A 25020-nucleotide genomic window follows, 5' to 3' on the forward strand; every position below is an offset into this window, starting at 1 on the left:
CGCCAGTGGCGGGGCTCTCTTCGTTTGGTCAAATCCATTGGCCTACAATTCAGGCCGCCCGAGCCCTGAGCGCTCGCTTCCAATACCTTGATCGAGGATGAACATGGACGTTGCCGATGTCGTGGTGCTGCAAGCCAGTTACAGCAATCCGGTGCATGCCGAAGCCATAGGTGTACTGCTCAACCACTATGCCGAGGACCCCATGGGCGGTGGTCGGCCCCTGGCGCAGGACCTGCTCCAGCAATTGCCGGCGGAGCTGGCCAAGCGACCTCAGGCGTTCAGTGTGCTGGCCTTTGCCGGCGGCCAGCCGGTGGGGCTGGTGAACTGCTTCGAAGGCTTTTCCACCTTTGCCTGTCGGCCCCTGGTGAATGTCCATGATGTGCTGGTGCTCGACGGCTTTCGCGGCCAGGGCCTGAGCAAGCGGATGCTGCAGAAGGTCGAGGACATCGCCCGGCAACGGGGCTGCTGCAAGATCACCCTCGAGGTGCTGGAGGGCAATGCCCGGGCGCAGGCGGCCTACCAGGCCTGCGGTTTCACCGATGCCAGGCTCGATCCGGCCCATGGCCGCATGCTGTTCTGGAGTAAAGCCTTGTAATGGCCGATCTCACCCCCGCCTCCGACCCCAGCGCGACCCGGGACAGCCCCTGGCAGATTTTCCTGATGTTCCTGCGCCTGGGGCTGACGTCCTTCGGTGGGCCGGTGGCGCATCTGGGGTATTTCCGTCAGGAGTTCGTCCAGCGCCGCCGCTGGCTGGGGGAGGCGGCCTACGCCGAGCTGGTTGCCCTGTGCCAGTTTCTGCCGGGACCGGCCAGCAGCAAGGTCGGGATTGTCCTGGGGCTGTCGCGGGCGGGCTTGCCGGGTGCCTTGTGCGCCTGGCTCGGTTTCACCCTGCCGTCGGCGCTGGCGCTGGCCTTGCTGGCGCTGGGCATCGGCAGCGGCGTGCCTCCCGGGGTGCTCAAGGGCTTGCAAATGGTGGCGGTCGCCGTGGTCGCCCTGGCGCTGTGGGGCATGGCCCGCAGCCTGTGTCGCGGTGCCTTGCGCATCGCCATTGCCTTGCTGGCCGCCTGGCTGGTGCTGCGCTGGCCGGGCCTGGGCGCCCAGTTGCTGGTGATGCTGCTGGCGGCGCTGGCCGGGACCTGGCTGATCACCCCGGCGGCCCGGAGCGAGGTCGATGCCCTTGCGCCCTGGGGCAGCCGGCGCCTGGGTGGGCTGCTACTGGCGCTGGCTGCGCTGTTGTTGCTGGTGCTGCCCTGGCTGTCGGCGCTGTGGCCAAACACCTGGCTGCGCCTGTTCGACGGCTTTTATCGCATCGGCGCCCTGGTCTTTGGCGGCGGGCACGTGGTGTTGCCGCTGTTGCAGAGTCAGGTCGTGGCGTCCGGCTGGATCAGCGATCCCCTGTTCATGACCGGCTATGCCAGCGCCCAGGCGGTGCCGGGGCCGTTGTTCAGTGTCGCGGCGTTCATCGGCGCGGCCATCGACGGCTGGCCGGGGGCCTTGATCTGTCTGCTGGCGATCTTCTTGCCGGGCTTTTTGCTGGTGATCGGTGTGCTGCCGTTCTGGCAGACCTTGCGCCAACGCCGGCGCATCCAGGCGGCGCTGGCCGGGGTCAATGCCGCGGTGGTGGGGGTGCTGGCGGCGGCGCTGTACCAGCCGCTGTGGACCAGCAGCGTGACCGGGCCGGCAGAGTTGCTGGCGGTGCTGCTGGCCCTGGTGTTGCTGCGCAGCGGCCGGGTGCCGCCCTGGGCCCTGGTGCTGCTGGGGGCGGCGCTGGGCGGCTGGCTGCTCTAGGCCTCGTGCAAGGCGGGGTCGGGCTTGGGAAACACCAGGCGGAACTCGGTGAGGTGCTGTGCATCGCTGGTGACCTCGGTGTGTCCCTGATGCAGGTTCATGATCGAGCGAACGATCGCCAGGCCCAGTCCGGTCCCGCCTTCGGCCCGGGTGCGGCTGCTGTCGACCCGGTAGAAGCGCTCGAACAGATGGGGCAGGTGGCAGGCGGCGATGCCCGGTCCCGGGTTGCCCACGGTCAGGCTGACGTTTTGCAGTTGGCGTTCGATCCTCAGGCTGATCCGTCCCTGTTCCGGGCAATGGCGAATGGCGTTGGACAGCAGGTTGGAGATCGCCCGCTGGATCATCAGGCGGTCCCCCTGCACCCAGGCGTCGCCGCTCAACTCCAGCGCCAGCTGCTTGTCCTCGGCGCTGAGGGCGAACAGGTCCATGACCCGGCGTGCTTCTTCGGCCAGGGATACCCGGGTGAAGCGAGCCTGGGAGGCCGGCTGGCTGACCTGGGCCAGAAACAGCATGTCGGCGACGATCCGGGTGACCCGCTCCAGTTCCTCGATGCTCGACTCCAGCACGGCCTTGTATTGCTCCGCTGGACGTTCCCGGGACAGGGTCACCTGGGCCTTGCCCATCAGGTTGCTGATGGGCGAGCGCAGTTCATGGGCCAGGTCGTCGGAGAACTGCGACAGGCGCTGCACCCCGCCATCCAGGCGGTGCAGCATGACGTTGAAGCCCTGGCCCAGTTCCGCCAGCTCCCGGGGCAGGCGCTCCAGGTTCAAGCGATGGGTCAGGTCCTGGGTGGTGACCTTGGCGGCTACCCGGGTGAACTGCTGCAGGGGCTGCAGGCCGCGCTGCACCAGGCGCCAGGCGCCGATGCCGATCAGCAGCAACAACAGCGGCAGGGCAATCACCGTGGAGCGCAGGTAAGCGCTGAGCAGGGCCTGATCGTTGCTGCGGTCCAGGCTGAGGATCACCCGCACCTGTTCGCCGTTGCGCAGGCTCATCGCTCGGGCGGCGCCCAGCAACTGAGTGCCGCGGTGGTCGCGCCAGTCGAAGTAGCCGCTGTCGGGCACCTTCTTCAGGGCTTCGGGCAGGGATTGCCGGAGATCGCCGCCGACATTGAGCAAGGGTTCGGCCAGCGGGTCGCTGCCCAGGATGCTCAATTGCAGGTTGTCGTGGCCCAGCACCAGGTCCAGCAGGGAGTGGGGGCGGGCGGCCAGATCGCTGCTCTTGAGGTCGCTGGTCAGGCTGTGGCGGATCTGCTCCAGCTTGCTGTCCAGGCCCTTGCGCGCCAGGTTGTCCAGCTCGTGGCTCAGGGCCAGGTAGGCCAGGATCGCCAGCAGCAGCACCAGCGCCGCGCCCATCAGGCTGACGGTCAGCCCCAGGCGCATGGACAGGCTGCTCTGGGTGGCGGGCGCGGGCGAGGTTTTCATGGGCGCACTTCCAGCACATAACCGACACCGCGCAGGGTGTGGATCAACCGCACTTCATGGGCCTCGTCGATCTTGGCCCGCAGGCGGCTGATGGACACTTCCACCACATTGGTGTCGCAGTCGAAGTTCATGTCCCAGACCAGGGAAATGATTTGCGTGCGGGTCAGTACTTCCCCCGAGTGGCGCATCAATACATGCAGCAGGGTGAATTCCTTGGTGGTCAGATCAATACGCCGATCGCCGCGATAAGCCCGATGACGTCGCGGATCAAGTTGCAGATCGGCCACTTGCAATACTTGCGAGGGGGCTGCCGGTTCGGCACGGCGTATCAGGGTACGCACTCGCGCCAACAACTCGGGAAACTGAAAGGGTTTGACCAGATAATCATCGGCGCCCATATCCAGTCCCTTGACCTTGTCTTCCAGGCGACCGCGGGCGGTCAACATCATGACCCGTGCCTGAGATTGTCCGCGCATATCCTGCAACACGTGCCAGCCATCTTTGCCCGGCAGGTTTATATCCAGGATGACCAACTCGTAGGGCTGTTGTTGAATCAGGTGCAGGCCGTCCACGCCATTGTTGGCGCGGTCGACCACATAACCACTTTCACTCAGGCCTTGGTGCAAGTAGTCCGCTGTTTTGGGTTCGTCTTCAACCACCAGGATGCGCATTATCGGATTCTCTTCAGAGTGCTTGGGAAGTATCGAATGAGCGGAGGATGAAGCCTGTAGTCACTACAGGGTCAATAAAAATATGCAATTGATTCAGACGATTAGCCGTTGAGTCGATGAGCGCCGAGTGATCGGGCGCAGGCATGCTAATTGAATTGCAACAAGCACGCTGGCAAATGACAAAGTTGTAATGCAGGGGCCATGCCAGTGACAGGAAGTCTTTTTCAGCGGATATAAAAAAGGCGCCCGATAGGGCGCCAAACGTCCATCTCTGTCACAGGAGCACAATGTCCAGAGTGGGTACTGCGTCGAACTTGCATCAGGCGTCGGGCTGTTGTTTCTTGGCGTCCGGCGCGGAATAGTGAGTACCGGCCTTGTCTTGCTCGGTCTTGGCGAGGTTCTGGTTTTTATCGCCGTGAATTTGCTGCTGATTGACCCGGAAGTTCTCGTAGAAGCGTTGCATATGCTCGGCTCCGCCTTCGGCAAAGGCTGCGCTGGAAGTGGCGAGAATCAAACCGCTAAATACCAAAGTTGAAAGTTTCATACTGCGTTTCCTACTTAAGAGTGTTCGGTCACTTGTTTCATCCCTGTACAAGAAGTGATGGGGCAAGTTTCAGCGAAGTGTATTAAGTGAGGGTTAACGTCAGCCTGAATGCACAATTGCATTCTTGACAACATGTGTCCGTGGCGAAGTGCGGGCGGCCATGAACCGGTGGCCAAGGCGTGGGTCAGGTCGGCGCAAGAGGCGATGGCGCTTTCGCCGGCAAGCCGGCTACGGGGGAGGGGGCTATTGCGTAGCGGCGTGTCGGAGAAGGCGTGGCTGAGGTTGGCGCAAGGCGCGATGGCCTTTGCGCCAGTAAGCCGGAGCTTGCGGGACGGGGGCCGTGGCGGCCCCCGAGGCGGAGCCTTACTGCTGCACCACGGCAGCGTCGGCCGGGGCTTTGGGCTTCATCAGGCTGAAGTCGATCAGCGGCTTGCTCTGGCGCGAGTAGGGGTTGCCAATCAGCAGGGGACGCGGCTTGAAGCTGTCGCTGACCAGGCTGCGGCTGTGGTCCAGTTGGTCGAAGCTCAAGCCCGCCAGGTCGGCCCAGGTATGCACCAGCTGGGAGCTGATGTAAGGCCGGCTGAGGTCGGACGCAAAGTTCCAGTCATGGGTTTCGCGCCATTTCGGCGAAGCCCAGGCCAGGAACGGAATGGTGTACATCGGCGCGGTGGGCTTGCCCTCGTTGCGTCCCAGGGTGTCGTGCCCGGCGGAGTCGAAGACGTCTTCGCCGTGGTCCGACAGGTACAGCAGGAAGCCGTTGGGGTCGGTCTTGGCGTAGTCCTTGATCAGGCTGGACACCACGAAGTCGTTGTACAGCACGGCGTTGTCATAGCTGTTGTAGGTCGGCACCTGATCGTCGTGCACGCCGGCCGGCACGCCCTGGCGATCGGTGAATTTTTCAAAGGTCGGCGGGTAGCGGTACTGGTAGCTCATGTGGGTGCCCAGCAGGTGCACCACGATGAACTTGCGCGGGGCGCTGTCGGCCAGGGCCTTGGAGAAGGGCTCCAGTACATCGCCGTCGTACTGACGGGCGTTCTGGTTGCGGTTGTTGTTCAGGTACACCTGCTCGTCCGCCTGTTCGGAGAAGGTGGTGAGCATGGTGTTGCGCTTGGTCATGGTCTGCTGGTTGGTGATCCAGTAGGTCTTGTAGCCGGCCTGCTTCATCACGCTGACCAGGGATGGGGTCTTGAGGTAGAGATCGGGGTTTTCTTCATCGGCGAAGGTCAGCACCTGTTGCAACGCCTCGATGGTATAGGGGCGCGGGGTGATGACGTTGTTGAACACCGCCAGCTGGTCCTTGAGCTTGTCCAGCTCCGGAGTGGTCTGGCGCGGGTAGCCGTAGAGGCTCATGCGCTGGCGGTTGGTGGATTCGCCGATCACCAGCACCAGGGTGGCCGGCTGGTTGGCCATGCTGTCCTTGAGGTTGGTCAGGGGCGGGATCTTGCTGACGCTGTCGAGCATGCCTTGCATGCCGTCCAGCTGCTGACGGTAGCGGCGATAGGCGACCACCATCTGCCATGGCACGGCCGGCTCGATGCGGGTTTCGAATTTTTCCAGGCCGTCGGCCAGGTTGTCCGCACGGGAGATCTGCTTGACCAGGGGGTAGCCGACAATCGCCACCAGGATCGCCGCGGCGGCGACCAGGGCCTGGCCCCGGGGCAGGTAGACCGGGCGCAGGCGGGTCCAGAGGAAGATGGCGAAGGCGGTGTGGGCCAGGAAGGCCGCCACCATCCACCAGGCAAAGTACTGGGTCAGGTATTCAGCGGCTTCCGAGGGGTTGGACTCGAACATGATGAAAATGACGCTTTGCGAGAACTCCTGCTGGTAGATGAAGAAGTAGCCCAGGCTGGCCATGGAACAGGCCCAGAGCACCACGCCGATCAACGCCGCCAAGACTTTGGTGCGGGCCGGGAACAGCAGCATCGGCGCCAGCCAGATGGCACTCATGAAGAACGCCTGGCGGAAACCGGCGAAGCCGGACGTGTCGGTCAGCTGGATCAGCAGTTGAGTGATGCCGGAGAAATACCAGAAGAACAGGAACAGCCAGAGCAGGCCCATCCAGTCGAAACCTGCCGCAGACGTGTTACTGCGTTTGAACAAAGCCATTCAGTGCTCCCCACCGTTCCAAGATCATTGGTCGCCCGTTAAGCGCCGCAAATGAAGCCGGCCGTCTGTCACAAGACGGCCACAATGGCCTGGAGTATCGAATGGCAAGTGTGAAAAGTTTGTGAGGCAGGCGTGGGATTTTTGTCCGGCTAGCCGCCGCTGGCGCGGTCTTTGGGCGGATGCGCCGCCGGACAAAAAACGCAGGCCGGGCCTGCGTCGAGGGGCGGGTTCAGCTGGCGGAGGGAAGGTCCAGTGCGGCGACGGCGTCTTGAGCCTGGCCCTGCAACATCCGGCGCAGTTGTGCGACCTCTTGTTGCAGTTGATCGCGTTGCTCCTTGAGCTCGCGCCATTCATCGCGACGAATGGTCACATAAAGGGTTTGTGCAGGTCGTGCCGGTTGTACTGTGCCCATTGCTTCACCTCGCAAATGGCGTGCCTCAACTATGCTGTGCTCTGCCGATGCCTGACGCGGAGCACTCTCGCAGGCGGCGATTTTATTTCTTTTTCGGGCAATGGGAACTTTTTTATTTTTCGCGGTCGCCGTGTCTTCCTGGGGTTTTCTGTCGTGATGCGCCCAGTCTCTGCGAAACTTCGTCCCGGGTGCCTGGACTAATCTTCACGCGTTGCCTGCCCGCTGGGACGCGGATCAGCGCCGGGCGGGACGTGTCAGGCGCCGTTGACCGCAAAAACTGCGCTGATGCCTGAAGATTGCGCTGTCTTGGAGCGTCTTGCCTTGTATAGTTGCGCCCCTTGAAGTAGGTACCGGCCCATTGGGCTATACATTTTTTGATCTGAATTTTTTGCAGTAGGAGCATCAGCACATGCAACTGGGGATTATTGGACTGGGCCGCATGGGCGGTAACATTGCACGGCGCCTGATGCTCAATGGGCACCAAACCGTAGTCTTTGACCGCAACACCGAGTTCGTCAGCACCCTGGCCGCCGAAGGCGCCAAGGGCGTCGCCGATCTGCCGGCCCTGGTGGCCGGCCTGGAAAAACCCCGCGCGGTCTGGGTCATGCTGCCCGCCGGCGCGCCCACCGAAGACACCATCGACACCCTCAGCCAGTTGCTGGAGCCGGGTGATGTGATCATCGACGGCGGCAACACCTACTATAAGGACGACATCCGTCGCGCCCGGGATCTGGCGCAAAAGGGCCTGAAATACATCGACGTCGGCACCTCCGGCGGTGTCTGGGGCCTGGAGCGCGGCTACTGCATGATGATCGGCGGCGATGCCGATGAAGTGCTGCGCCTGGATCCGCTGTTCGCGGCCCTGGCCCCGGGCCTGGGCTCGATTCCACGGACCAAGGACCGGGTCGCCGAGGACGACCGCGCCGAGCGCGGCTACATCCATGCCGGTCCCGCCGGTGCCGGACACTTCGTCAAGATGATCCACAACGGCATCGAGTACGGGATGATGCAGGCCTTCGCCGAGGGCTTCGACATCCTCAAGACCAAGTCGTCGGAGATCCTGCCGGAGGATCAGCGCTTCGACCTCAACGTGGCGGACATCGCCGAAGTCTGGCGTCGCGGCAGCGTGGTGTCGTCCTGGCTGCTGGACCTGACCGCCGATGCCCTGGCCGGTGATCCGAAGCTCGAGGGCTTTTCCGGTTCCGTGGCCGACAGCGGCGAAGGGCGCTGGACCATCGAGGCGGCCATGGAGCAGGCGGTGCCGGTGCCGGTGTTGTCCAACTCGCTGTTCTCCCGCTACCGGTCCCGCGGCCAGGGCACCTACGGCGACAAACTGCTCTCGGCCATGCGCTTCGGCTTTGGCGGCCATGTGGAGACTGGTAAGAAATGACCGCTACGCGAAAGAAGTCCAAGGCGTTGCCGGCGCCGCCGACCACGCTGTTCCTGTTCGGTGCCCGCGGTGATCTGGTCAAGCGCCTGTTGACCCCGGCGCTGTACAACCTGAGCCGCGACGGCTTGCTGGATGAGGGACTGCGGATTGTCGGCGTCGACCACAACGCGGTGAGCGACGCCGAGTTCGCCACCCTGCTGGAAGACTTCCTTCGCGATGAAGTGCTGAGCAAACAAGGCCAGGGGGCGTCCGTGGACGCCGCCGTCTGGGCCCGCCTGACCCGTGGCATCAGCTACGTGCAGGGCGATTTCCTCGACGACGCCACCTATGTCGAGCTGGCAGCGCGGATTGCCGCCAGCGGCACTGGCAACGCGGTGTTCTACCTGGCCACCGCGCCGCGCTTCTTCAGTGAAGTGGTGCGGCGGCTGGGGGCGGCGGGGCTGCTGGAAGAGCGCGAGGACGGCTTTCGCCGGGTGGTGATCGAGAAGCCCTTCGGCTCCGACCTGCAGACCGCCGAAGCCCTCAACGCCTGTTTGCTCAAGGTCATGAGCGAGAAGCAGATCTATCGCATCGACCATTACCTGGGCAAGGAAACCGTGCAGAACATCCTGGTCAGCCGGTTCTCCAACAGCCTGTTCGAAGCGTTCTGGAACAATCATTACATCGACCACGTACAGATCACCGCGGCGGAAACCGTCGGGGTCGAAACCCGTGGCAGCTTTTATGAACACACCGGCGCCCTGCGGGACATGGTGCCCAATCACCTGTTCCAGCTGTTGGCGATGGTGGCGATGGAGCCCCCGGCGGCCTTTGGCGCCGACGCGGTGCGCGGCGAGAAGGCCAAGGTGGTGGGGGCGATCCGCCCCTGGTCCGTGGAAGAGGCTCGGGCCAACTCGGTGCGCGGTCAGTACAGCGCCGCCATGGTGGACGGCAAGCCGGTGCCGGGCTATCGCGAGGAGGCCAATGTAGCGCCGGACAGCAACACCGAAACCTATGTCGCGCTGAAGGTGATGATCGACAACTGGCGCTGGGTCGGGGTGCCGTTCTACCTGCGTACCGGCAAGCGCATGAGCGTGCGCGACACCGAGATCGTCATCTGTTTCAAGCCAGCGCCCTATGCGCAATTTCGTGACACCGAGGTCGAACGCCTGTCGCCGACCTACCTGCTGATCCAGATCCAGCCCAACGAGGGCGTATGGTTCGACCTGCTGGCCAAGCGGCCCGGGCCGAGCCTGGACATGGCCAACATCGAACTGGGCTTTGCCTACCGCGACTTCTTCGAAATGCAGCCGTCCACCGGCTACGAAACCCTGATCTATGACTGCCTGATCGGCGACCAGACCCTGTTTCAGCGCGCCGACAACATCGAGAACGGCTGGCGCGCGGTGCAACCCTTTCTCGATGCCTGGAAGCAGGACGCCAGTGTCCAGCCTTATCCCGCCGGCACCGACGGCCCGGCAGCTGGCGACGCGCTGCTGGCGCGGGACGGGCGGGTCTGGCGGCCCCTGGGATGAGCGTGCCCAAGGCGTCGTCGATCCAGTTCCTGCTCAGCGACATGGACGGCACCCTGTTGCGTCCCGACCACAGCATCAGCCCCCGTACCCTCGACGCGGTTCGTGCCCTGCGCGAGGCCGGAGTGGCGTTCAGCCTGGCCACCGGTCGGCCACCGCGGGCCATGCAGCAGCAGATCGAAGCCCTGGGCGTGGACCTGCCGACGGCGGGGTTCAACGGCGGCAGCATCGTTGGGCCCGATGGCCGTTTTCTGGCTCGCCACCATGTTCCCGTGCAAGCGGCGGTGACCGCCTTGCTGCTGTTCGAAGCGTTGCCGCAGATCGAGACCTGGGTGTTTGCCGACAACGAGTGGCTGCTGCGCCACCTCGATGGCGCCTTGATGCCCCAGGAACGCCAGGCGCTGGGGTATGCGCCGAAAGTCGTGGACAGTTTCGAGGAGTACCTGCCGCGCATCGACAAGATCGTTGCCGCCAGTGGCGACCATCGCTTGCTGGCGGAGCTGGAGGCGCGCCTGCACGCCAGCACCGCGGGGCAGGCCCAGGCTTCCCGTTCGCAGCCCAGGTTCCTTGATGTCACCGCCCTTGAGGCGGACAAGGGCCAGGCCCTGAGCACCCTGGCCGAGTACCTGGGCGTGCCGCTGCAGCGCACGGCGGCGCTGGGGGATGGCGGGAATGATTCGGCGATGTTCCGCCGGGCCGGCTTGTCGATTGCCATGGGCCAGGCGCCGGAGCAGGTCAAGGGCGAGGCCGACGTGATCACCGGCAGCAACCAGGAAGACGGCGCGGCCGAGGCCATCGAGCGCTACATCCTCATGCGCTGAGGGCCATGGCCGGCGTTGCGCCGGGCCACGGCCCTCAGCTTGCTGATTCAAGTGCGCGGCCACGTCCCGTTCCGGGCGTGGCCGGCGCTGCCTACAGCCAGTAGCTCACCGCGTACCAGCCCAGCAGGCCCATGACCAGGGTGTAGGGCAGGGCCATCCACACCATGCGGCCGTAGGACAGGCGCACCAGCGGCGCAATCGCCGACGTCAGCAGGAACAGGAACGCCGCCTGGCCGTTGGGCGTGGCCACGCTGGGCAGATTGGTCCCGGTGTTGATGGCGATCGCCAGGGTCTCGAAGTGTTCGCGGCTCATCTGTCCGGCGACGAAGGCCCGTTTCACCTCGGTGATGTAGATGGTGGCGACGAACACGTTGTCACTGATGGCCGACAGCAGGCCGTTGGCAATGAACAGCATGCCCGGTTGCTGCTCCGCCGGCAGCGCCAGCACCCACTGGATCAGCGGCACGAACAGCTGCTGCTGGTGAATCACCGCCACCACGGCAAAGAACACCACCAGCAGGGCGGTAAAGGGCATGGCGTCCTTGAAGGCGTTGCCCAGCCGGTGCTCATCGGTAATCCCGGTGAAGGCGGTGATCAGCACGATCACCAGCAGCCCGATCAGGCCGACTTCGGCCACATGCAGGGCCAGGCCGACAATCAGGATCAAGGCCGCGAGCCCCTGCACCAGCAGCGCCGCGCGCTGGCGCGAGGTGCGCTGGGCATCGTCCTCGGCGGCGTAGTTGGCCAGCACCCGGCGCACGTTGTCCGGCAGCAGGGTGCCGTAGCCGAACCAGCGCAGTTTCTCCAGCAGCACGCAGGTCACCAGGCCGGCGGCCAGTACCGGCATCGACACCGGCGCCACCTGGCTGAAGAACTCGGCGAAGTGCCAGCCCATTTCATGGCCGATCAACAGGTTCTGCGGTTCACCCACCAGGGTGCAGACGCCGCCCAGGGCCGTGCCCACGGCGCCGTGCATCAGCAGGCTGCGCAAAAAGGCCCGGAACTGCTGCAGGTCGTCGTGATGCAGGGTCGGCAGATGCTGGTCATCGGCAAAGGCGCTGTCCTGGCGCGGGTCGTTGCCGGAAGCCACCCGGTGATACACCGAGTAGAAGCCCACGGCGGCGCTGATGATCACCGCGGTGACGGTCAGGGCGTCGAGAAAGGCCGAGAGAAAGGCCGACAGAAAGCAGAACAGCAAGCCCAGCAGCGCCTTGGAACGCACCCCCAGCAGCAGCCGGGAGAACAGGAACAGCAGCAACTCCTTCATGAAATAGATGCCGGCCACCATGAACATCAGCAGCAGGATCACCGGAAAGTTGTGCACCAGTTCGTCATACAGGGCCTGGGGCGTGGCCATGCCCAGCAGCAGCGCCTCCACCAGCAACAGGCCCCCGGGCATCAGCGGGTAGCATTTGAGGGCCATGGCCAGGGTGAAGATGAACTCGATCACCAGGCACCAGCCGGCCGCCGCCGGGCTGACCCAGAAGTACAGCAGGGGATTGAGCAGCAGGAAGGCGAGGATGCTGGCCTTGTACCAACGTGGGGACTGGCCGAGAAAATTGTGCGCAAACGCCTGGGCCATTGAGCCGGACATGGGCTGCTCCTTGTGTTGAGAAGCGCGCAACTTGCCGCATGGCGAATTGAGAATCAAGAATTGATGAAATCTTTTGCCACAATCTGCCCGACCCAAGCCTCCGCAAAGGCGCCGGCACCTCTCGTAGGAGCCAGCTCGCTGGCGAAGGCGTTCCCAAGTCCGACTGCGTCGCGGGTGCCATTCGCCGGCAAGCCGGCGCCTGCGGTCAGTGTGTGCGCTTGGCGACCAGGGTCAGGATGTCGTAGCTGGCCACCAGTTCACCCAGCTGGTTGGTCACCTCCACGTCCCAGGCCACCACCCCTTGCGGCGTGCCCTGGGGGCTCTGTTTGCCCTGGTCGATCTTGCGCTTGCAGGTCAGGCGCGCCTGCAGGGTGTCGCCAATGCCCACCGGGCTGATGAAGCGCAGGGTGTCCAGGCCGTAGTTGGCCAGGACCGGCCCCGGGCCCGGGGAGACGAACAGGCCGGCCGCCGCCGAGAGCACGAAGTAGCCGTGGGCAATGCGCTTGCCGAACTGCGATTCCTTGGCGGCGATCTCGTCGAAGTGCATATAGAAGTGGTCCCCCGACAGGCAGCCGAAGTTCACCAGGTCGGCCTCGGTCACAGTGCGCCGGTGGGTCAGCAGGGATTCGCCGATGCGCAGGTCCTGGAAGTGCCGGCGGAACGGGTGAACCTCGGTTTCGATGACCTTGGCGCCACGCACGTGTTCACCGGTCACTGCCGCCAGCATGCTGGGCGAACCCTGCACCGCGGCCCGCTGCAGGTAGTGCTTGACCGCCCGCAGGCCACCCAGCTCTTCACCGCCACCGGCGCGACCCGGGCCGCCGTGCTTGAGTTGCGGCAGGGGCGAGCCGTGGCCGGTGGATTCGCCGGCGCACTCGCGGTCCAGGACCAGCAGGCGGCCGTGCCAGCTGGCGGCCCGGGGAATGACCTGGGCGGCGATGCCCGGGTCCTTGGTCACCAGGCTGGCCACCAGGCTGCCCTTGCCACGGGCGGCCAGCTCCAGGGCCTGATCCAGATCGTCGTAGGCCATCAGGCTGCTGACCGGACCAAAGGCCTCGATATCGTGGGCGCCGCCCTGGGCCAGGGGATCACGGCACAGCAGCAGGGTCGGGGCGAAGAACGCGCCCTGGCTGACGTTGTCGCCCCGGGGCTCGAAGCCGTCCCGGGCGCCGAACAGCAGGTCGCTGCTGTGCAGCAGGCTGTCCAGGCGCTCGGCCACATCGCGCTGTTGCGCGTGGGAGGCCAGGGCGCCCATGCGCACGCCTTCCACCGAGGGATCGCCGACCACCACCTTCGCCAGGCGCTCGCGCAAGCTTGTGGTCACCGCGTCCAGCTGTCTGGCCGGAACGATGGCGCGGCGGATGGCGGTGCATTTCTGTCCGGCCTTGACCGTCATTTCCCGCACCACTTCCTTGATGAACAGCTCGAATTCCGGGTCGTCCGGGGTCACGTCCGGGGCCAGGATCGCGCAGTTCAGCGAGTCGGCCTCGGCGTTGAAGGGCACCGAGTGGCGGATCAGGTTGGGGTTGGCCCGCAGCGTGGCGGCGGTGGCCGCCGAGCCGGTGAAGGTCACCAGGTCCTGGCCTTGCAGGCGATCCAGCAGGTCGCCGGTGCCGCCGATCACCAGTTGCAGGCTGCCTTCGGGCAACAGGCCGGATTCATGCATCAGGCGTACCGCGGCCTCGGTCAGGTAGCTGGTGGCGCTGGCCGGTTTGACGATGCAGGGCATGCCGGCGAGAAAGCACGGGGCGAACTTTTCCAGCATCCCCCAGATGGGAAAGTTGAAGGCGTTGATGTGCACCGCCACGCCGCCCCGGGGCACCAGGATATGGGTGCCGGCAAAGCTGCCGAGCTTGCTCAGGGATTGCGCCGGGCCTTCGTGCAGCAGGTTGCCCGAGGGCAGCTCGCGGGCGCCAAGCCCGGCGTAGCTGAACAGGGTGCTGTTGCCGCCCTCTATGTCGATCCAGCTGTCGGCCCGGGTCGCGCCGCTGTGGTGGGACAGGGCGTACAGCTGTTCCTTGCGTTCGCCAAGGTACAGCGCCAGGGCCTTGAGGCGCCGGGCGCGCTCCTGGAAATCCAGGGCCAGCAGGGCCCGCGCACCGTTCACGCGCCCATGTTGCAGGGCCTCGGCAAAGTCCAGGGGCTCTTCATGGGTGCGCGCCACTTCATGGCCGTCGATGGCGCTGCGCAAGGCCTGGGCCGGGTGCTGGCCGATCCAGCGGCCGCCGATAAAGCTTTGCAGGGTAGAAGACTGTGGCATGGGAGAAAGGCTCCGAAGGGTCAATTGAGGGCCGGCGCACCGTACCGGGCGCCGGAAGGCGACTCAGTGATGGCTGGCGCCGCCAGCGCCGATGCCGGTCATGGAACGGATGAACTGCGCCAGGTAGCGGCCGCGCTCAAGGGCGGCCCGGGGCGAGCGGTCGCTGACGGACAAGGCCCAGGCGGTGAAGAACGCCAGGCTCATGGAGAACAGCGCCGGGTTGGCGTAGGGAAACAGCGCCTGCGGGTGGTGCAGCACATTGACCCAGACCGCCGGGCTGAGGATCAGCAGGACAATCGCCGAAATCAGCCCGGCCAGGCTGCCGCCCACCGCGCCCCGGGTGGTCAGGCCTTTCCAGAACATGGAAAGAAACAGCACCGGGAAATTCACCGACGCGGCAATCGCCAGTACCAGTCCCGAGAGAAAGGCGATGTTCTGCGACTCGAACAACAGCCCCAGCAGCACCGCCAGGACGCCGATGCACAGGGTGGCGATCTTCGAGACGCGCATTTCCTGCTGGGTGCTGGCCTGACCTTGGCGCATCACGCAGGCATACAGGTCGTGGGACACCGCCGAGGCACCGGACAGCGCCAGCCCGGCGACCACCGCGAGGATGGTGGCGAAGGCCACGGCCGAGATGAACCCCAGGAACAGGTTGCCGCCCACCGCCTGGGCCAGGTGCACCGCGATCATGTTGGCGCCGCCGATGATGGCGCCGCTGGCGTCGCGATACTCAGGCTCGCTGCCGACCATGACGATCGCGCCGAAGCCGACAATGATCAGCAGCAGATAGAAGTAGCCGATGAACCCGGTGGCATAGAGCACGCTCTTGCGCGCTTCCCGGGCGTCGCTGACGGTAAAGAAACGCATGAGGATATGCGGCAGCCCGGCGGTGCCGAACATCATCCCCAGGCCCAGGGAAATGGCGTCGATGGGGTTTGACAGCAGCCCGCCGGGGGCCATGATCGCGCTGCCTTTGGCGTGTACCTGGCTGGCTCGGGCGAACAGCGCCTCGGTGCTGAAACCGAAGTGCTTGAGCACCATGAAGGCCATGAAGCTGGTGCCCGAGAGCAGCATCACCGCCTTGATGATCTGCACCCAGGTGGTGGCCAGCATGCCGCCGAAGGTCACGTAGCAGACCATCAGCAGGCCCACCAGCATCACCGCGTGGAGGTAGCTGAGGCCGAACAGCAGTTCGATCAGCTTGCCGGCGCCGACCATCTGCGCCACCAGGTACATCAGGGCCACGGTCAGGGTGCCGAAGGCCGAGGTCAGGCGCACCGGGGTCTGGGCCAGACGATAGGACACCACGTCGGCGAAGGTGTAGGTGCCCAGGTTGCGCAGGCGCTCGGCGATCAGAAACAGGATGATCGGCCAGCCGGCCAGAACCCCCAGGGCATACAGCAGGCCGTCGTAGCCATTGAGGAACATCATCGCCGAGATGCCGAGGAAGGACGCGGCGGAGATCATGTCGCCGGCAATCGCCAGGCCGTTCTGCAGGCCGCTCATGCCGCCGCCGGCGGTGTAGAAGTCCTTGGCCGAGCGGGTGCGCAGGGCGGCCCAGCGGGTGATCCCCAGGGTCAGCAGGACGAACGCCAGGAACATGCCGATGGCGTTCCAGTTCAGCGGGCGGGCGCTGTCGTCGGCGGCCAGGGCCAGGTCCCAGGCCAGCAGGCCGGGCAGCAGGAAGGCTCCTGCGAGGCGCTTCATGACCGGCACTCGCGCTTGAGTTTGTCGTTCAGCGGGTCCAGCAGCCGGTTGCTCCGATAGACATAGAAACCGGTCAGGGCAAAGGCCAGGACGATCATTGCCACCCCCACCGGCATGCCAACGCTGGTGGCCCCGCCGGACAGCGAGCGGCCCAGCAGACCGGGATGGAACGCCACCAGCAACACGAAGCCGTAGTAGGCCAGCAGCATGACCAGGGTCAGGGACCAGTAGAGTCGCTGCTTGCGCCGGACCAGCTGGATAAAGTCCGGGTGGCGGGTGATGCGGTCTATTTCTTGCGGGCTCATGAGCGCTTCTCTCTTGTTGTTGTTTTGGGGCACGCGTGCGGCGGGTCTGCTCAGGGCTGGTCGAAGTCCAGGACCACCTTGTCGCTGAGGGGGAAGGACTGGCAGGACAGCACATAGCCGGCCGCCACTTCGTAGTCTTCCAGGGCGTGGTTGCTGTCCATTTCCACCTCGCCTTCGATGACCTTGCACTTGCAGGTGGAGCAGACCCCGGCCTTGCACGAATACGGCAGCTCGGCGCCCTGGGCGTTGCCGGCATCCAGCAGGCTCAGGCTGTTGCGCGGCAGGTCGAAGGCCAGGGCCCGGCCATCGCTGATCACGGTGATCTGGCTGACCTGCGGGTCCTGGACGCGGGCGGCTTCCCGGGCCTGGCGCTTCTGGCTGTCACCGGCGGCGTGGAACAGTTCGAAGTGGATGCGCTCGGCGCCCATGCCGGCGGCCTTGAGGCTGTCGCGCACGGTTTCGGTCATGGCCTGGGGGCCGCAGATGAAGGCCGCGTCCAGTTTCTGGACGTCGAGCCAGCGGGAAAACAGTTGCTGGCATTTGTCCTGGGTGATGCGGCCGTTATAGAGGTCGATGTCCTGCTGTTCGCGGCTGAACACGAACACCAGGTTCAGGCGCTGCAGATAACGGTTCTTCAGGTCTTCCAGCTGTTCGCGAAACAGCGCCGAGGCGCTGGAACGGTTGCCGTAGAGCAGGGTGAAACGGCTCAAAGGCTCGCCTTCCAGGGTGCTCTTGATGATCGACAGGATCGGCGTGATGCCGCTGCCCGCCGCCACCGCCAGGTAGTGGCCGCGCCGGCTCGGCTCCAGCTCGACATGGAAGCGGCCGGCCGGAGGCATGACTTCCAGCGACTGCCCGGGCTTGAGCTGTTCGTTGGCAAACGCGGAAAAACGCCCGCCGACGACGCGCTTCACCGCGATGCGCAGTTCGCCGTCATTGACGCCGCTGCAGATCGAATAGGAGCGCCGTACTTCCTCGCCTTCAAGCTCGGCGCGCAGCACCAGATGCTGGCCCTGGGTGAAGTGGAACTGCGCTTGCAGGTGCTGGGGAATGTCGAAGGCGATGGACACCGCGTCGCGGGTTTCGCTGCGAACGTCCTTGATGGTCAAGCGGTGGAACTGGCTCATGCTGATTCTCCTCTGAGGCGCGGGCGGCTCAGATGCACTTGAAATAGTCGAAGGGTTCCAGGCAGTCACGGCAGCGGTACAGGGCCTTGCAGGCGGTGGAGCCGAATTCGCTGAGGCGTTCGCTGTGGGCGCTGCCGCATTGCGGGCAGAGCACCTGGGGCGCGTCCCCCAGCAGGCTGCGCTTGCTGCTGCCCGAGGGCGGCGCGATGCCGTAGGCCCGCAGGCGCTGGCGACCGCGTTCGGTGATCCAGTCGGTGGTCCAGGCCGGGGTCAGTTGGCGCATCAGGCGTGGTGCCTTGAAGCCGGCCTGTTCCAGGGCCTGGCGAATGTCGTTTTCGATCACCTCGGTGGCCGGGCAGCCGGAGTAGGTGGGGGTGAGCGCCACCTGCAGATGGCCGGCCTGCCAGTCCAGGTCGCGGACGATGCCCAGGTCGAGCACGCTGACCACCGGCACCTCCGGGTCCATGACCTGATCCAGGGTGCTCCAGGCCAGGTCCAGGTCGCCCTGTTGCAGGCCCCTTGCGCCCTGGTCGCTGCCGATCAGTTCACCAGACCGCATCGGGGTAGGCCCTCGGCAGGAATTGCATCTCGGCCAGCAGCGGGCCCAGGTGTTCGGTGTGCAGGCCCCGGCGTGCATCCAGATAGAAATGGCTCGGTGCCTCGGGCACGGGCAGGGTGGCCCGGGCGAAGAGGCTCTCGACCTTGGCGCGCCAGGCCTCGGCGACCTGGGCCGGATCGGCCCACAGGCCGGCCCGGTGCAGCTCGACTTCGGTGGCGTGGATATCGACCAGCTCGCCGGTGAAGCGCCACAGCCGCGGGAGCGCCTGCAGCATGCGCTGGTGGCTTTCCTCGGTGCCGTCTCCCAGGCGCTCGACCCATTCGCTGGAGCGCCGCAGGTGATAGGTGACTTCCTTGACGGCCTTGGCGGCGATCCCGGCCATCCGCGCGTCCGCCGACTGGCTCAGGCCCTTGAGGGTTTCCAGGTGCCAGGCGTCATAGAAGAACTGCTTGAGCAGGGTCACCGCGAAATCGCCATTGGGCTGCTCCACCAGCAGCAGGTTGCGGTAGGCACGCTCGTCCCGGCGGAACGCCAGGTGATCGGCGTCGCGCCCATCGGCCAGCAGTTCGGCGGCGTAGTCCAGCCAGTTGCGGGCCTGGCCCACCAGATCGAGGCCGACGTTCATCAGCGCCAGCTCTTCTTCCAGGGCCGGGGCCCGGCCGCACCACTCGCACAGGCGCTGGCCCTGGATCAGGGCGCTGTCGCCCAGGCGCAGCAGGGAGTTGATCAGATCGTTTGCAGGGTTCATGGCCAGCCTCACATGTGTCCGACTTCGGGGGGCAGCTGGTAGAAGCTGGCGTGGCGATAGACCTTGTCGTCGGCGGGATCGAATAGCGGGTCCTTGTCGTCCGGGGAGGAGGCGACGATCTGCGCCGAGGGTACGACCCACAGGCTCACGCCTTCGCTGCGCCGGGTATAGAGATCCCGGGCGTTGGTCATGGCCATGGCGTCGTCGGCGGCGTGCACGCTGCCGACATGCTTGTGATTGAGGCCGTGCTTGCTGCGCACGAAGACTTCGTAAAGGGTCCATTCAGACATGGCATTGACTCCGGATCAGGCTGGGCGCGCTCAGGCGGCGTTCTTGTTGCTTTGCTTTTGTGCGTGGGCCACGGCGGCGGCCCGCACCCAGGCGCCGTCGTCGATGGCCCGGCGGCGGGTTTCCAGGCGCTCCTGGTTGCATGGGCCGTTGCCCTTGAGCACCTCGTAGAATTCCTGCCACTGGATTTCGCCGAAGTCGTAGTGGCCGCGCTCGGCGTTCCACTTCAGGTCCGGGTCGGGGCAGGTGCAGCCCAATAGCTCCAGCTGCGGGATGGTCTGGTCGATGAAGCGCTGGCGCAGTTCGTCGTTGCTCTGTCGCTTGATCTTCCAGGCCATGGACTGGGCGCTGTTGGGGGAATGTTCGTCGCCGGGGCCGAACATCATCAGCGCCGGCCACCACAGGCGGTTGATGGCGTCCTGGACCATGTCCTTCTGCGCCTGGTTGCCCTCGCGCATCATGGTCAGGAGGATTTCGTAGCCCTGGCGCTGGTGGAAGCTCTCTTCCTTGCAGATGCGCACCATGGCCCGGGCGTAGGGGCCGTAGGAGGTGCGCTGCAGCACCACCTGGTTGACGATGGCGGCGCCGTCCACCAGCCAGCCCACCGCGCCCATGTCGGCCCAGTTCAGGGTTGGGTAGTTGAAGATGCTCGAATACTTGGCGCGGCCACTGTGGAGCTTGGCGATTTCCTCGTCGCGGTCGGCGCCCAGGGTTTCCATGGCGCTGTACAGGTACAGGCCGTGGCCGGCCTCGTCCTGGATCTTGGCCATCAGTTGCAGCTTGCGCTTGAGGGTCGGGGCGCGGGTGACCCAGTTGCCTTCGGGCAGCATGCCGACGATTTCCGAGTGGGCGTGCTGGGAGATCTGCCGGATCAGCGTCTGGCGGTAGGCGTCGGGCATCCAGTTCTTGGCCTCGATCTTGATTTCGCCATCGATTTTTTCCTGGAAGGTGCGCTCCTGCTCGGACATTTCTGCCAGCGGCGTGATGCGCTTGACCCCCGTGTCTACCAGCTGTGCGTACATGCAGTGTCTCCCGGGTTGAGGTGTGGGTGAGGCTGTGATGTTTATATGTGATACACAAATAAATATCAAACACAAAATAACGTGTCATGTTTTGTTTGTGTATCGCTTTTCCGGCCAGCCGGGCTTTCAGGCAAAAAAAAGCCCCGTGATCACGGGGCTGTTGGCAACAAATGAATGCTACTTACGCTTGTCGATCACTCGGCAGGCCTTGCCTTCGGAACGTTTCAGGCTGAAAGGCGGCTGCAAAACGATACGCGAGCTGATGCCGATATGGTTCTTTATGTGGCGACTCAGCTCGCTGCAGATGGCCCGCTGCTGCTGGTCCCCCAGGTGCTGGTGCTCGCCCTTGAGCTCGACGTGGATGTCGACGCTGTCGAGGTTGCCGTGGCGGTACAGGTGGATCTCGTAGCAGGGCGCCAGGTGCTCGGCCTTGAGCACCAGCTCCTCGACCTGGGTGGGGAACACGTTGACCCCGCGAATGATCAGCATGTCGTCGCTGCGGCCGGTGATCTTGTCGATGCGCCGCATGGGGCGTGCCGTTCCCGGTAGCAGGCGGGTCAGGTCGCGGGTGCGGTAGCGGATCATCGGCAGCGCCTCCTTGGTCAGGGAGGTGAGCACCAGTTCGCCCATTTCCCCGTCGGGCAGGACCTGGCCGGTCAGCGGATCGATGATCTCGGGATAGAAGTGGTCTTCCCACAGGGTCGGCCCGTCGCGGGTCTCGGCGCATTCCATGGCCACCCCGGGGCCAATGATTTCCGACAGGCCATAGATGTCCAGGGCGCTGATGCCCAGGCGCCGCTCGATGGCGCCGCGCAGCTCATCGGTCCAGGGCTCGGCGCCGAAGATCCCCAGGCGCAGTGCCAGTTGCTGCGGATCCAGGCCCTGGCGTTCGATCTCGTCGGCGATGTTGAGCATGTAGGAGGGCGTGACCATGATGATGTCCGGCTGGAAATCCTTGATCAGTTGCACCTGCTTTTCGGTCTGGCCGCCGGACATGGGGATCACCGTGCAGCCCAGGCGCTCGGCGCCGTAATGCGCTCCCAGGCCGCCGGTGAACAGGCCGTAGCCGTAGGAGATGTGCACCTTGTCCCCCGGTCGGCCGCCGGCGGCGCGGATCGAGCGCGCCACCACCTGGGCCCAGGTGTCGATGTCGTTGCGGGTGTAGCCGACCACCGTGGGTTTGCCAGTGGTGCCGCTGGAGGCGTGCAGGCGCACCACCTCCTGCATCGGCACCGCGAACATGCCGTAGGGATAGTGGTCCCGCAGGTCGGACTTGGTGGTGAAGGGCAGCTGGGCCAGGTCCTCCAGGTGGCGGATGTCCTGGGGGTGCACGCCCAGGGCGTCGAAGCGCTGGCGATACAGGGGCACCCGCTCGTAGGCGTGGTTCAGGCTCCAGCGCAGGCGCTCCAGCTGATGCTGGCGCAACTGGTCGATGCTGGCGGTTTCCATGGGGTCCAGCTGTATTTCGGGCACGCTTCGGGCAATCGGCATGTTCATGGTTTCACTCGAATTGTTGTTGTCGTGCAACCCGCCGGTCAGCGGGCTCTGAGTGCATGCAGGGGGAATTCCTGAAGTAGTTACAGCCTCTCGATGATCAGGGCAATGCCTTGGCCGACCCCGATGCACATGGTGCACAGGGCATAGCGCCCCTGACGCTGCTCCAGTTCGTGCAGGGCGGTGGTCACCAGGCGCGCGCCGCTCATGCCCAGGGGATGCCCCAGGGCAATGGCGCCGCCGTTGGGGTTGACCCGCGGGTCGTCGTCCGCCAGCCCCAGTTCGCGCAGCACCGCCAGGGCCTGGGCGGCAAAGGCCTCGTTGAGCTCGATGACGTCCAGGTCCGCCAGGCTGAGCTGGGCCAGCTCCAGCACCTTGCGACTGGCCGGCACCGGGCCGATACCCATGATCCTGGGCTCGACCCCGGCGGTGGCCATGGCCACCACCCGGCCCCGGGCCCGCAGGTCATGGCGCTGGGCCAGGGCCGGGCTGGCCAGCAGCAGGGCGCAGGCGCCGTCGTTGAGTCCCGAGGCGTTGCCAGCGGTGACGCTGCCGTCAGGACGGAAGGGCGTCGGCAGTTTCTGCAGCTGTTCCAGGGTGGTTGCGGCCCGCGGGTGCTCATCCACGGCGACCTCCAGTGGCGGCCCTTTGCGCTGGGCAATGCTTACCGGGACGATTTCCCGGGCCAGGCGGCCGCTGGCCTGGGCCGCGCTGGCCCGCAATTGACTGCGCAGGGCGAAGGCGTCCTGGTCGGCGCGGGAAATGCCGAACTGTTCGGCGACGTTCTCGGCGGTTTCCGCCATTGAGTCGATGCCGTATTGCTGTTGCATCAAGGGGTTGACGAAGCGCCAGCCCAGGGTGGTGTCGTACAGCTCGGCCTGGCGCGAGAAGGCGCTTTCGGCCTTGGCCAGCACCAGGGGCGCCCGGGACATGGATTCCACGCCGCCGGCCAGGACCAGCCCGGCCTCGCCGCTGCGAATCGCTCGGGCGGCGCTGCCGACGGCGTCCAGCCCGGAGCCGCACAGGCGGTTGAGGGTGACCGCCGATACTCCGGTGGGCAGCCCGGCCAGCAGCGCCGACATGCGCGCCACGTTGCGGTTGTCTTCGCCGGCCTGGTTGGCGCAGCCGTAGATCAGGTCGTCGACCTCGCTCCAGTCGATCTGCGGGTGACGGCGCAGCAGTTCGCGCAAGGGGATCGCTCCCAGGTCGTCGGCGCGCACGCTGCTCAGCGCTCCGGCGTAGCGGCCGATGGGGGTTCGGACGGCGTCGATGATCAGTGCGTCATTCATGGTCTGTCTCCTGTGTCAGCACTGGGCCGCACACTTTGTAGGATTTGCCTTGAAACAGGGCAATCAGCTGTCCCTGCTGGTTTTCGATGCGAACCGCATAGTGCCCTGTGCGCCCCCTGCGGTTCTGTTCATGGCAGTCGGCGGTCAGGGTGTCTCCCAACTGCGCCGGTGCGATGTAGTCGATGCTGCAGCCCATGGCCACCGTGGCTTGGTCGTAGCTGTTGCAGGCCATGGCGAAGGCCGAGTCGGCGAGGGCGAAGAGCACGCCGCCGTGGCAGGTGCCGTGGCCCTGGAGCATGTCCTGGGTGACGGTCATGCCCAGGCGCGCCGCGCCGGGGGCCACCGAGAGCAGGCGCATGCCCATGGCGTTGCTGGCCCGGTCGCGTTCGAAAAGACGCTGGGCGCAGCGTCGAGCCAGTTCCATGGCCTCATGCTCAGTCATGAAAGCCCCTCCCTTGAGCCGCATGGCGGCGCAACAGCAGGGACGGCCGGTAGCGTTCCTCGCCATAGGCGCCCTGGAGGTGTTCCAGCACCTTGAGCAGCGGTTCCAGGCCCAGCCGGTCGGCCCAGGCCAGGGGCCCCAGGGGGTAGTTGACGCCGCTGCGCATGGCCAGATCGATGTCCGCGGCCGAGGCCACGCCCTGCAGCACGGCATCGGCGGCCTCGTTGGCGAGCATGGCCACGGTGCGCAATACCGCCAGGGCCGGGGTATCGCTGAGCCGACTGACCTGCAGCCCGGCCCGCTGCAGCAGGGCAACCGCCTGATCCAGAGCCTGGGGGGCGATCGCGCTGGGGCAACTGATGGCCAGGCGGCTGGCTTGGCGATAGTCCAGCGCCAGGTCCAACAGCACCAGGTTGTTGCCCAGGCCTTCGTCTCGGGCCCGTTGGCCGGCCAGGCGCCCGTCGCTCGGCATCAGGATCGCCTCGCCGACCCGCAGCAGGCCGCGGCCGTCGCGGCGGATCACCTGGACGCCATGCGCTTCCAGGCGCTGGACCAGGGGCGCGGCCCAGCCCAGGTCGCCCTCCAGCACGCAGTGTTCGACGGCGCTGTCGCTGCTCAGTCGGGCGGCGGCCGAGCGCGGCGCGCCTTCAGCGTAGGCGTAGAAGCCGCGGCCGGTCTTGCGTCCCAGGTAGCCGGCGTCCACCAGTTCCTTCTGGATCAGCGACGGCTGGAAGCGTGGATCACCGTAGTACGCCGCGTGCACCGAGCAGGTCACCGCGTAGTTGATGTCCTGGCCGATCAGGTCGGTGAGTTCGAAGGCGCCCATGGCGAAGCCGCCGGCCTCGCGCAGCAGCGCATCCAGCGTGGCGCAGTCCCCGGCGCCTTCCTGCAGCAGGCGCAGGCTCTCGCCGTAGAAGGGGCGGGCCACGCGGTTGACGATAAAACCCGGGGTCGAGCGGGTATGCACCGGATGCTTGCCCCAGCGGCTCATGGTCCGGTACAGACACTGGGCCAGGGCCGGATCGCTGGCCAGGCCGTGCACCACTTCCACCAGGGCCATGACCGGCGCGGGGTTGAAGAAGTGCAGGCCCAACAGGCGCCGTGGATGGCGCAGGCCGGCGGCCATCGCGGTGATCGACAAAGAGGAAGTGTTGCTGGCAAGGATGCAATCGGCGCGACACAGGGCTTCCAGTTCGGCGAACAGTTGCTGCTTGGCCGGCAACTGTTCGGCGATGGCTTCGATGATCAGGTCGCTGTCTGCCAGTTGCTCCAGGTTTTGCGCCGGCTGCAGGCGTTGGCGAATGGCCTCCAGGGCGCTCTGTTCAAGCTTGCCCTTGAGGACTCGCTGGCCGAGCCGCTGGTCGATCGCGGCAATGGCCTGGGCCGCGGCTCCCGGCCGGTTGTCCAGCAGCAGCACCGGATGCCCGGCCTGGGCCGCGACCTGGGCGATACCGGCACCCATGGCCCCGGCACCGATCACGGCAATGCGTGCGTTTTGGCTGAGTGGGTCCATGT

At 65.6% G+C, this 25020-nt stretch carries 23 protein-coding genes; 5 read left to right on the forward strand and 18 right to left on the reverse strand.

The genetic code is table 11. The annotated features are described in order from the left end of the window. Nucleotides 1-103: 103 nt before the first annotated feature. A complete protein-coding gene (locus GGI48_RS29710; RefSeq protein ID WP_179601538.1) occupies nucleotides 104-595 on the forward strand; it encodes a GNAT family N-acetyltransferase in 492 nt (163 codons plus the stop codon). Beyond that, nucleotides 595-1788, forward strand: coding sequence for a chromate efflux transporter (chrA, locus tag GGI48_RS29715; RefSeq protein WP_179601540.1), 1194 nt, complete (start codon nucleotides 595-597; stop codon nucleotides 1786-1788). Before GGI48_RS29710 ends, chrA begins: the two co-directional genes overlap by 1 nt. Here the strand turns inward: chrA and GGI48_RS29720 are convergent. The 5 genes from GGI48_RS29720 to GGI48_RS29740 form a co-directional block, all read right to left on the reverse strand. Continuing rightward, on the reverse strand, nucleotides 1785-3212 hold the full coding sequence (locus GGI48_RS29720; protein ID WP_179601542.1) for a heavy metal sensor histidine kinase: 1428 nt from the start codon (nucleotides 3210-3212) through the stop codon (nucleotides 1785-1787). The two genes, chrA and GGI48_RS29720, sit on opposite strands and share 4 nt — an antisense overlap. Beyond that, nucleotides 3209-3883 (reverse strand): heavy metal response regulator transcription factor, encoded by a 675-nt coding sequence (locus GGI48_RS29725; protein WP_179601544.1) that lies wholly within the window; start codon nucleotides 3881-3883, stop codon nucleotides 3209-3211. The genes GGI48_RS29720 and GGI48_RS29725 overlap by 4 nt, the downstream gene beginning before the upstream one ends. 319 nt (nucleotides 3884-4202) lie before the next feature. Continuing rightward, nucleotides 4203-4427, reverse strand: a complete 225-nt coding sequence (locus GGI48_RS29730) for a hypothetical protein (protein ID WP_016963250.1) — start codon at nucleotides 4425-4427, stop codon at nucleotides 4203-4205. Nucleotides 4428-4790: 363 nt separating this feature from the next. Beyond that, nucleotides 4791-6533: a phosphoethanolamine transferase CptA gene (locus GGI48_RS29735; RefSeq protein WP_179601546.1), complete on the reverse strand. Its 1743-nt coding sequence runs from the start codon at nucleotides 6531-6533 to the stop codon at nucleotides 4791-4793. Between the two features lie 229 nt (nucleotides 6534-6762). Next, nucleotides 6763-6945: a DUF6026 family protein gene (locus GGI48_RS29740; protein ID WP_103740442.1), complete on the reverse strand. Its 183-nt coding sequence runs from the start codon at nucleotides 6943-6945 to the stop codon at nucleotides 6763-6765. A 409-nt stretch (nucleotides 6946-7354) separates the two neighbouring features. Between GGI48_RS29740 and gnd the strand changes: the two genes are divergently transcribed. Genes gnd through GGI48_RS29755 form a run of 3 tightly spaced genes read left to right on the forward strand, consistent with a single transcriptional unit; the run spans nucleotide 7355 to nucleotide 10667 of the window. Continuing rightward, nucleotides 7355-8335: a phosphogluconate dehydrogenase (NAD(+)-dependent, decarboxylating) gene (gene gnd / locus GGI48_RS29745; RefSeq protein WP_179601548.1), complete on the forward strand. Its 981-nt coding sequence runs from the start codon at nucleotides 7355-7357 to the stop codon at nucleotides 8333-8335. After that, nucleotides 8332-9849: a glucose-6-phosphate dehydrogenase gene (gene zwf / locus GGI48_RS29750; protein WP_016963254.1), complete on the forward strand. Its 1518-nt coding sequence runs from the start codon at nucleotides 8332-8334 to the stop codon at nucleotides 9847-9849. Before gnd ends, zwf begins: the two co-directional genes overlap by 4 nt. Next, nucleotides 9846-10667 (forward strand): Cof-type HAD-IIB family hydrolase, encoded by an 822-nt coding sequence (locus tag GGI48_RS29755; RefSeq protein WP_179601551.1) that lies wholly within the window; start codon nucleotides 9846-9848, stop codon nucleotides 10665-10667. The genes zwf and GGI48_RS29755 overlap by 4 nt, the downstream gene beginning before the upstream one ends. Before the next feature lie 91 nt (nucleotides 10668-10758). On the opposite strand, the gene nhaB is transcribed toward GGI48_RS29755, so the two are convergent. The 13 genes from nhaB to paaH form a co-directional block, all read right to left on the reverse strand. Continuing rightward, entirely contained in the window at nucleotides 10759-12261 is a 1503-nt protein-coding gene (nhaB, locus tag GGI48_RS29760; protein ID WP_016963256.1) for a sodium/proton antiporter NhaB, read from the reverse strand. A 205-nt stretch (nucleotides 12262-12466) separates the two neighbouring features. Beyond that, nucleotides 12467-14521, reverse strand: a complete 2055-nt coding sequence (gene paaZ / locus GGI48_RS29765; RefSeq protein WP_179601553.1) for a phenylacetic acid degradation bifunctional protein PaaZ — start codon at nucleotides 14519-14521, stop codon at nucleotides 12467-12469. Nucleotides 14522-14584: 63 nt separating this feature from the next. After that, complete coding sequence (locus tag GGI48_RS29770; protein WP_179601555.1) at nucleotides 14585-16231, reverse strand: cation acetate symporter; 1647 nt, start codon at nucleotides 16229-16231, stop codon at nucleotides 14585-14587. Beyond that, on the reverse strand, nucleotides 16228-16536 hold the full coding sequence (locus tag GGI48_RS29775; RefSeq protein WP_016963258.1) for a DUF485 domain-containing protein: 309 nt from the start codon (nucleotides 16534-16536) through the stop codon (nucleotides 16228-16230). Before GGI48_RS29775 ends, GGI48_RS29770 begins: the two co-directional genes overlap by 4 nt. Before the next feature lie 50 nt (nucleotides 16537-16586). Then, on the reverse strand, nucleotides 16587-17663 hold the full coding sequence (paaE, locus tag GGI48_RS29780; RefSeq protein WP_179601557.1) for a 1,2-phenylacetyl-CoA epoxidase subunit PaaE: 1077 nt from the start codon (nucleotides 17661-17663) through the stop codon (nucleotides 16587-16589). 28 nt (nucleotides 17664-17691) lie between these two features. Beyond that, nucleotides 17692-18222, reverse strand: coding sequence for a 1,2-phenylacetyl-CoA epoxidase subunit PaaD (paaD, locus tag GGI48_RS29785; RefSeq protein ID WP_179601559.1), 531 nt, complete (start codon nucleotides 18220-18222; stop codon nucleotides 17692-17694). Continuing rightward, complete coding sequence (gene paaC / locus GGI48_RS29790; protein WP_179601561.1) at nucleotides 18209-18970, reverse strand: 1,2-phenylacetyl-CoA epoxidase subunit PaaC; 762 nt, start codon at nucleotides 18968-18970, stop codon at nucleotides 18209-18211. The genes paaD and paaC overlap by 14 nt, the downstream gene beginning before the upstream one ends. Nucleotides 18971-18978: 8 nt before the next feature. Next, nucleotides 18979-19260: a 1,2-phenylacetyl-CoA epoxidase subunit PaaB gene (gene paaB, locus GGI48_RS29795; protein ID WP_047304531.1), complete on the reverse strand. Its 282-nt coding sequence runs from the start codon at nucleotides 19258-19260 to the stop codon at nucleotides 18979-18981. A 30-nt stretch (nucleotides 19261-19290) separates the two neighbouring features. After that, complete coding sequence (gene paaA, locus GGI48_RS29800) at nucleotides 19291-20280, reverse strand: 1,2-phenylacetyl-CoA epoxidase subunit PaaA (RefSeq protein WP_179601563.1); 990 nt, start codon at nucleotides 20278-20280, stop codon at nucleotides 19291-19293. Between the two features lie 177 nt (nucleotides 20281-20457). Then, nucleotides 20458-21777: a phenylacetate--CoA ligase PaaK gene (paaK, locus tag GGI48_RS29805; RefSeq protein ID WP_042941093.1), complete on the reverse strand. Its 1320-nt coding sequence runs from the start codon at nucleotides 21775-21777 to the stop codon at nucleotides 20458-20460. Nucleotides 21778-21857: 80 nt separating this feature from the next. Next, on the reverse strand, nucleotides 21858-23063 hold the full coding sequence (gene pcaF / locus GGI48_RS29810; RefSeq protein WP_103740433.1) for a 3-oxoadipyl-CoA thiolase: 1206 nt from the start codon (nucleotides 23061-23063) through the stop codon (nucleotides 21858-21860). Further along, nucleotides 23056-23505 (reverse strand): hydroxyphenylacetyl-CoA thioesterase PaaI, encoded by a 450-nt coding sequence (paaI, locus tag GGI48_RS29815; RefSeq protein ID WP_179601565.1) that lies wholly within the window; start codon nucleotides 23503-23505, stop codon nucleotides 23056-23058. Before paaI ends, pcaF begins: the two co-directional genes overlap by 8 nt. Beyond that, nucleotides 23498-25018 carry a 3-hydroxyacyl-CoA dehydrogenase PaaH gene (gene paaH / locus GGI48_RS29820; protein ID WP_179601567.1) on the reverse strand — a complete coding sequence of 507 codons (1521 nt, stop codon included), beginning with the start codon at nucleotides 25016-25018 and terminating at the stop codon, nucleotides 23498-23500. The genes paaI and paaH overlap by 8 nt, the downstream gene beginning before the upstream one ends. Between the last annotated feature and the right edge of the window lie 2 nt (nucleotides 25019-25020).

Source organism: Pseudomonas protegens (assembly GCF_013407925.2).
GTDB classification, from domain to species: Bacteria; Pseudomonadota; Gammaproteobacteria; order Pseudomonadales; family Pseudomonadaceae; genus Aquipseudomonas; species Aquipseudomonas fluorescens_AP.

Excerpts from the sequence above, each read along its gene's own strand:
- GGI48_RS29710 (WP_179601538.1), top strand. The coding sequence starts at position 104 with ATGGACGTTGCCGATGTCGTGGTGCTGCAAGCCAGTTACAGCAATCCG.
- chrA (WP_179601540.1), top strand. The coding sequence starts at position 595 with ATGGCCGATCTCACCCCCGCCTCCGACCCCAGCGCGACCCGGGACAGC.
- GGI48_RS29720 (WP_179601542.1), bottom strand. The coding sequence starts at position 3,212 with ATGAAAACCTCGCCCGCGCCCGCCACCCAGAGCAGCCTGTCCATGCGC.
- GGI48_RS29725 (WP_179601544.1), bottom strand. The coding sequence starts at position 3,883 with ATGCGCATCCTGGTGGTTGAAGACGAACCCAAAACAGCGGACTACTTG.
- GGI48_RS29730 (WP_016963250.1), bottom strand. The coding sequence starts at position 4,427 with ATGAAACTTTCAACTTTGGTATTTAGCGGTTTGATTCTCGCCACTTCC.
- GGI48_RS29735 (WP_179601546.1), bottom strand. The coding sequence starts at position 6,533 with ATGGCTTTGTTCAAACGCAGTAACACGTCTGCGGCAGGTTTCGACTGG.
- GGI48_RS29740 (WP_103740442.1), bottom strand. The coding sequence starts at position 6,945 with ATGGGCACAGTACAACCGGCACGACCTGCACAAACCCTTTATGTGACC.
- gnd (WP_179601548.1), top strand. The coding sequence starts at position 7,355 with ATGCAACTGGGGATTATTGGACTGGGCCGCATGGGCGGTAACATTGCA.
- zwf (WP_016963254.1), top strand. The coding sequence starts at position 8,332 with ATGACCGCTACGCGAAAGAAGTCCAAGGCGTTGCCGGCGCCGCCGACC.
- GGI48_RS29755 (WP_179601551.1), top strand. The coding sequence starts at position 9,846 with ATGAGCGTGCCCAAGGCGTCGTCGATCCAGTTCCTGCTCAGCGACATG.
- nhaB (WP_016963256.1), bottom strand. The coding sequence starts at position 12,261 with ATGTCCGGCTCAATGGCCCAGGCGTTTGCGCACAATTTTCTCGGCCAG.
- paaZ (WP_179601553.1), bottom strand. The coding sequence starts at position 14,521 with ATGCCACAGTCTTCTACCCTGCAAAGCTTTATCGGCGGCCGCTGGATC.
- GGI48_RS29770 (WP_179601555.1), bottom strand. The coding sequence starts at position 16,231 with ATGAAGCGCCTCGCAGGAGCCTTCCTGCTGCCCGGCCTGCTGGCCTGG.
- GGI48_RS29775 (WP_016963258.1), bottom strand. The coding sequence starts at position 16,536 with ATGAGCCCGCAAGAAATAGACCGCATCACCCGCCACCCGGACTTTATC.
- paaE (WP_179601557.1), bottom strand. The coding sequence starts at position 17,663 with ATGAGCCAGTTCCACCGCTTGACCATCAAGGACGTTCGCAGCGAAACC.
- paaD (WP_179601559.1), bottom strand. The coding sequence starts at position 18,222 with ATGCGGTCTGGTGAACTGATCGGCAGCGACCAGGGCGCAAGGGGCCTG.
- paaC (WP_179601561.1), bottom strand. The coding sequence starts at position 18,970 with ATGAACCCTGCAAACGATCTGATCAACTCCCTGCTGCGCCTGGGCGAC.
- paaB (WP_047304531.1), bottom strand. The coding sequence starts at position 19,260 with ATGTCTGAATGGACCCTTTACGAAGTCTTCGTGCGCAGCAAGCACGGC.
- paaA (WP_179601563.1), bottom strand. The coding sequence starts at position 20,280 with ATGTACGCACAGCTGGTAGACACGGGGGTCAAGCGCATCACGCCGCTG.
- paaK (WP_042941093.1), bottom strand. The coding sequence starts at position 21,777 with ATGAACATGCCGATTGCCCGAAGCGTGCCCGAAATACAGCTGGACCCC.
- pcaF (WP_103740433.1), bottom strand. The coding sequence starts at position 23,063 with ATGAATGACGCACTGATCATCGACGCCGTCCGAACCCCCATCGGCCGC.
- paaI (WP_179601565.1), bottom strand. The coding sequence starts at position 23,505 with ATGACTGAGCATGAGGCCATGGAACTGGCTCGACGCTGCGCCCAGCGT.
- paaH (WP_179601567.1), bottom strand. The coding sequence starts at position 25,018 with ATGGACCCACTCAGCCAAAACGCACGCATTGCCGTGATCGGTGCCGGG.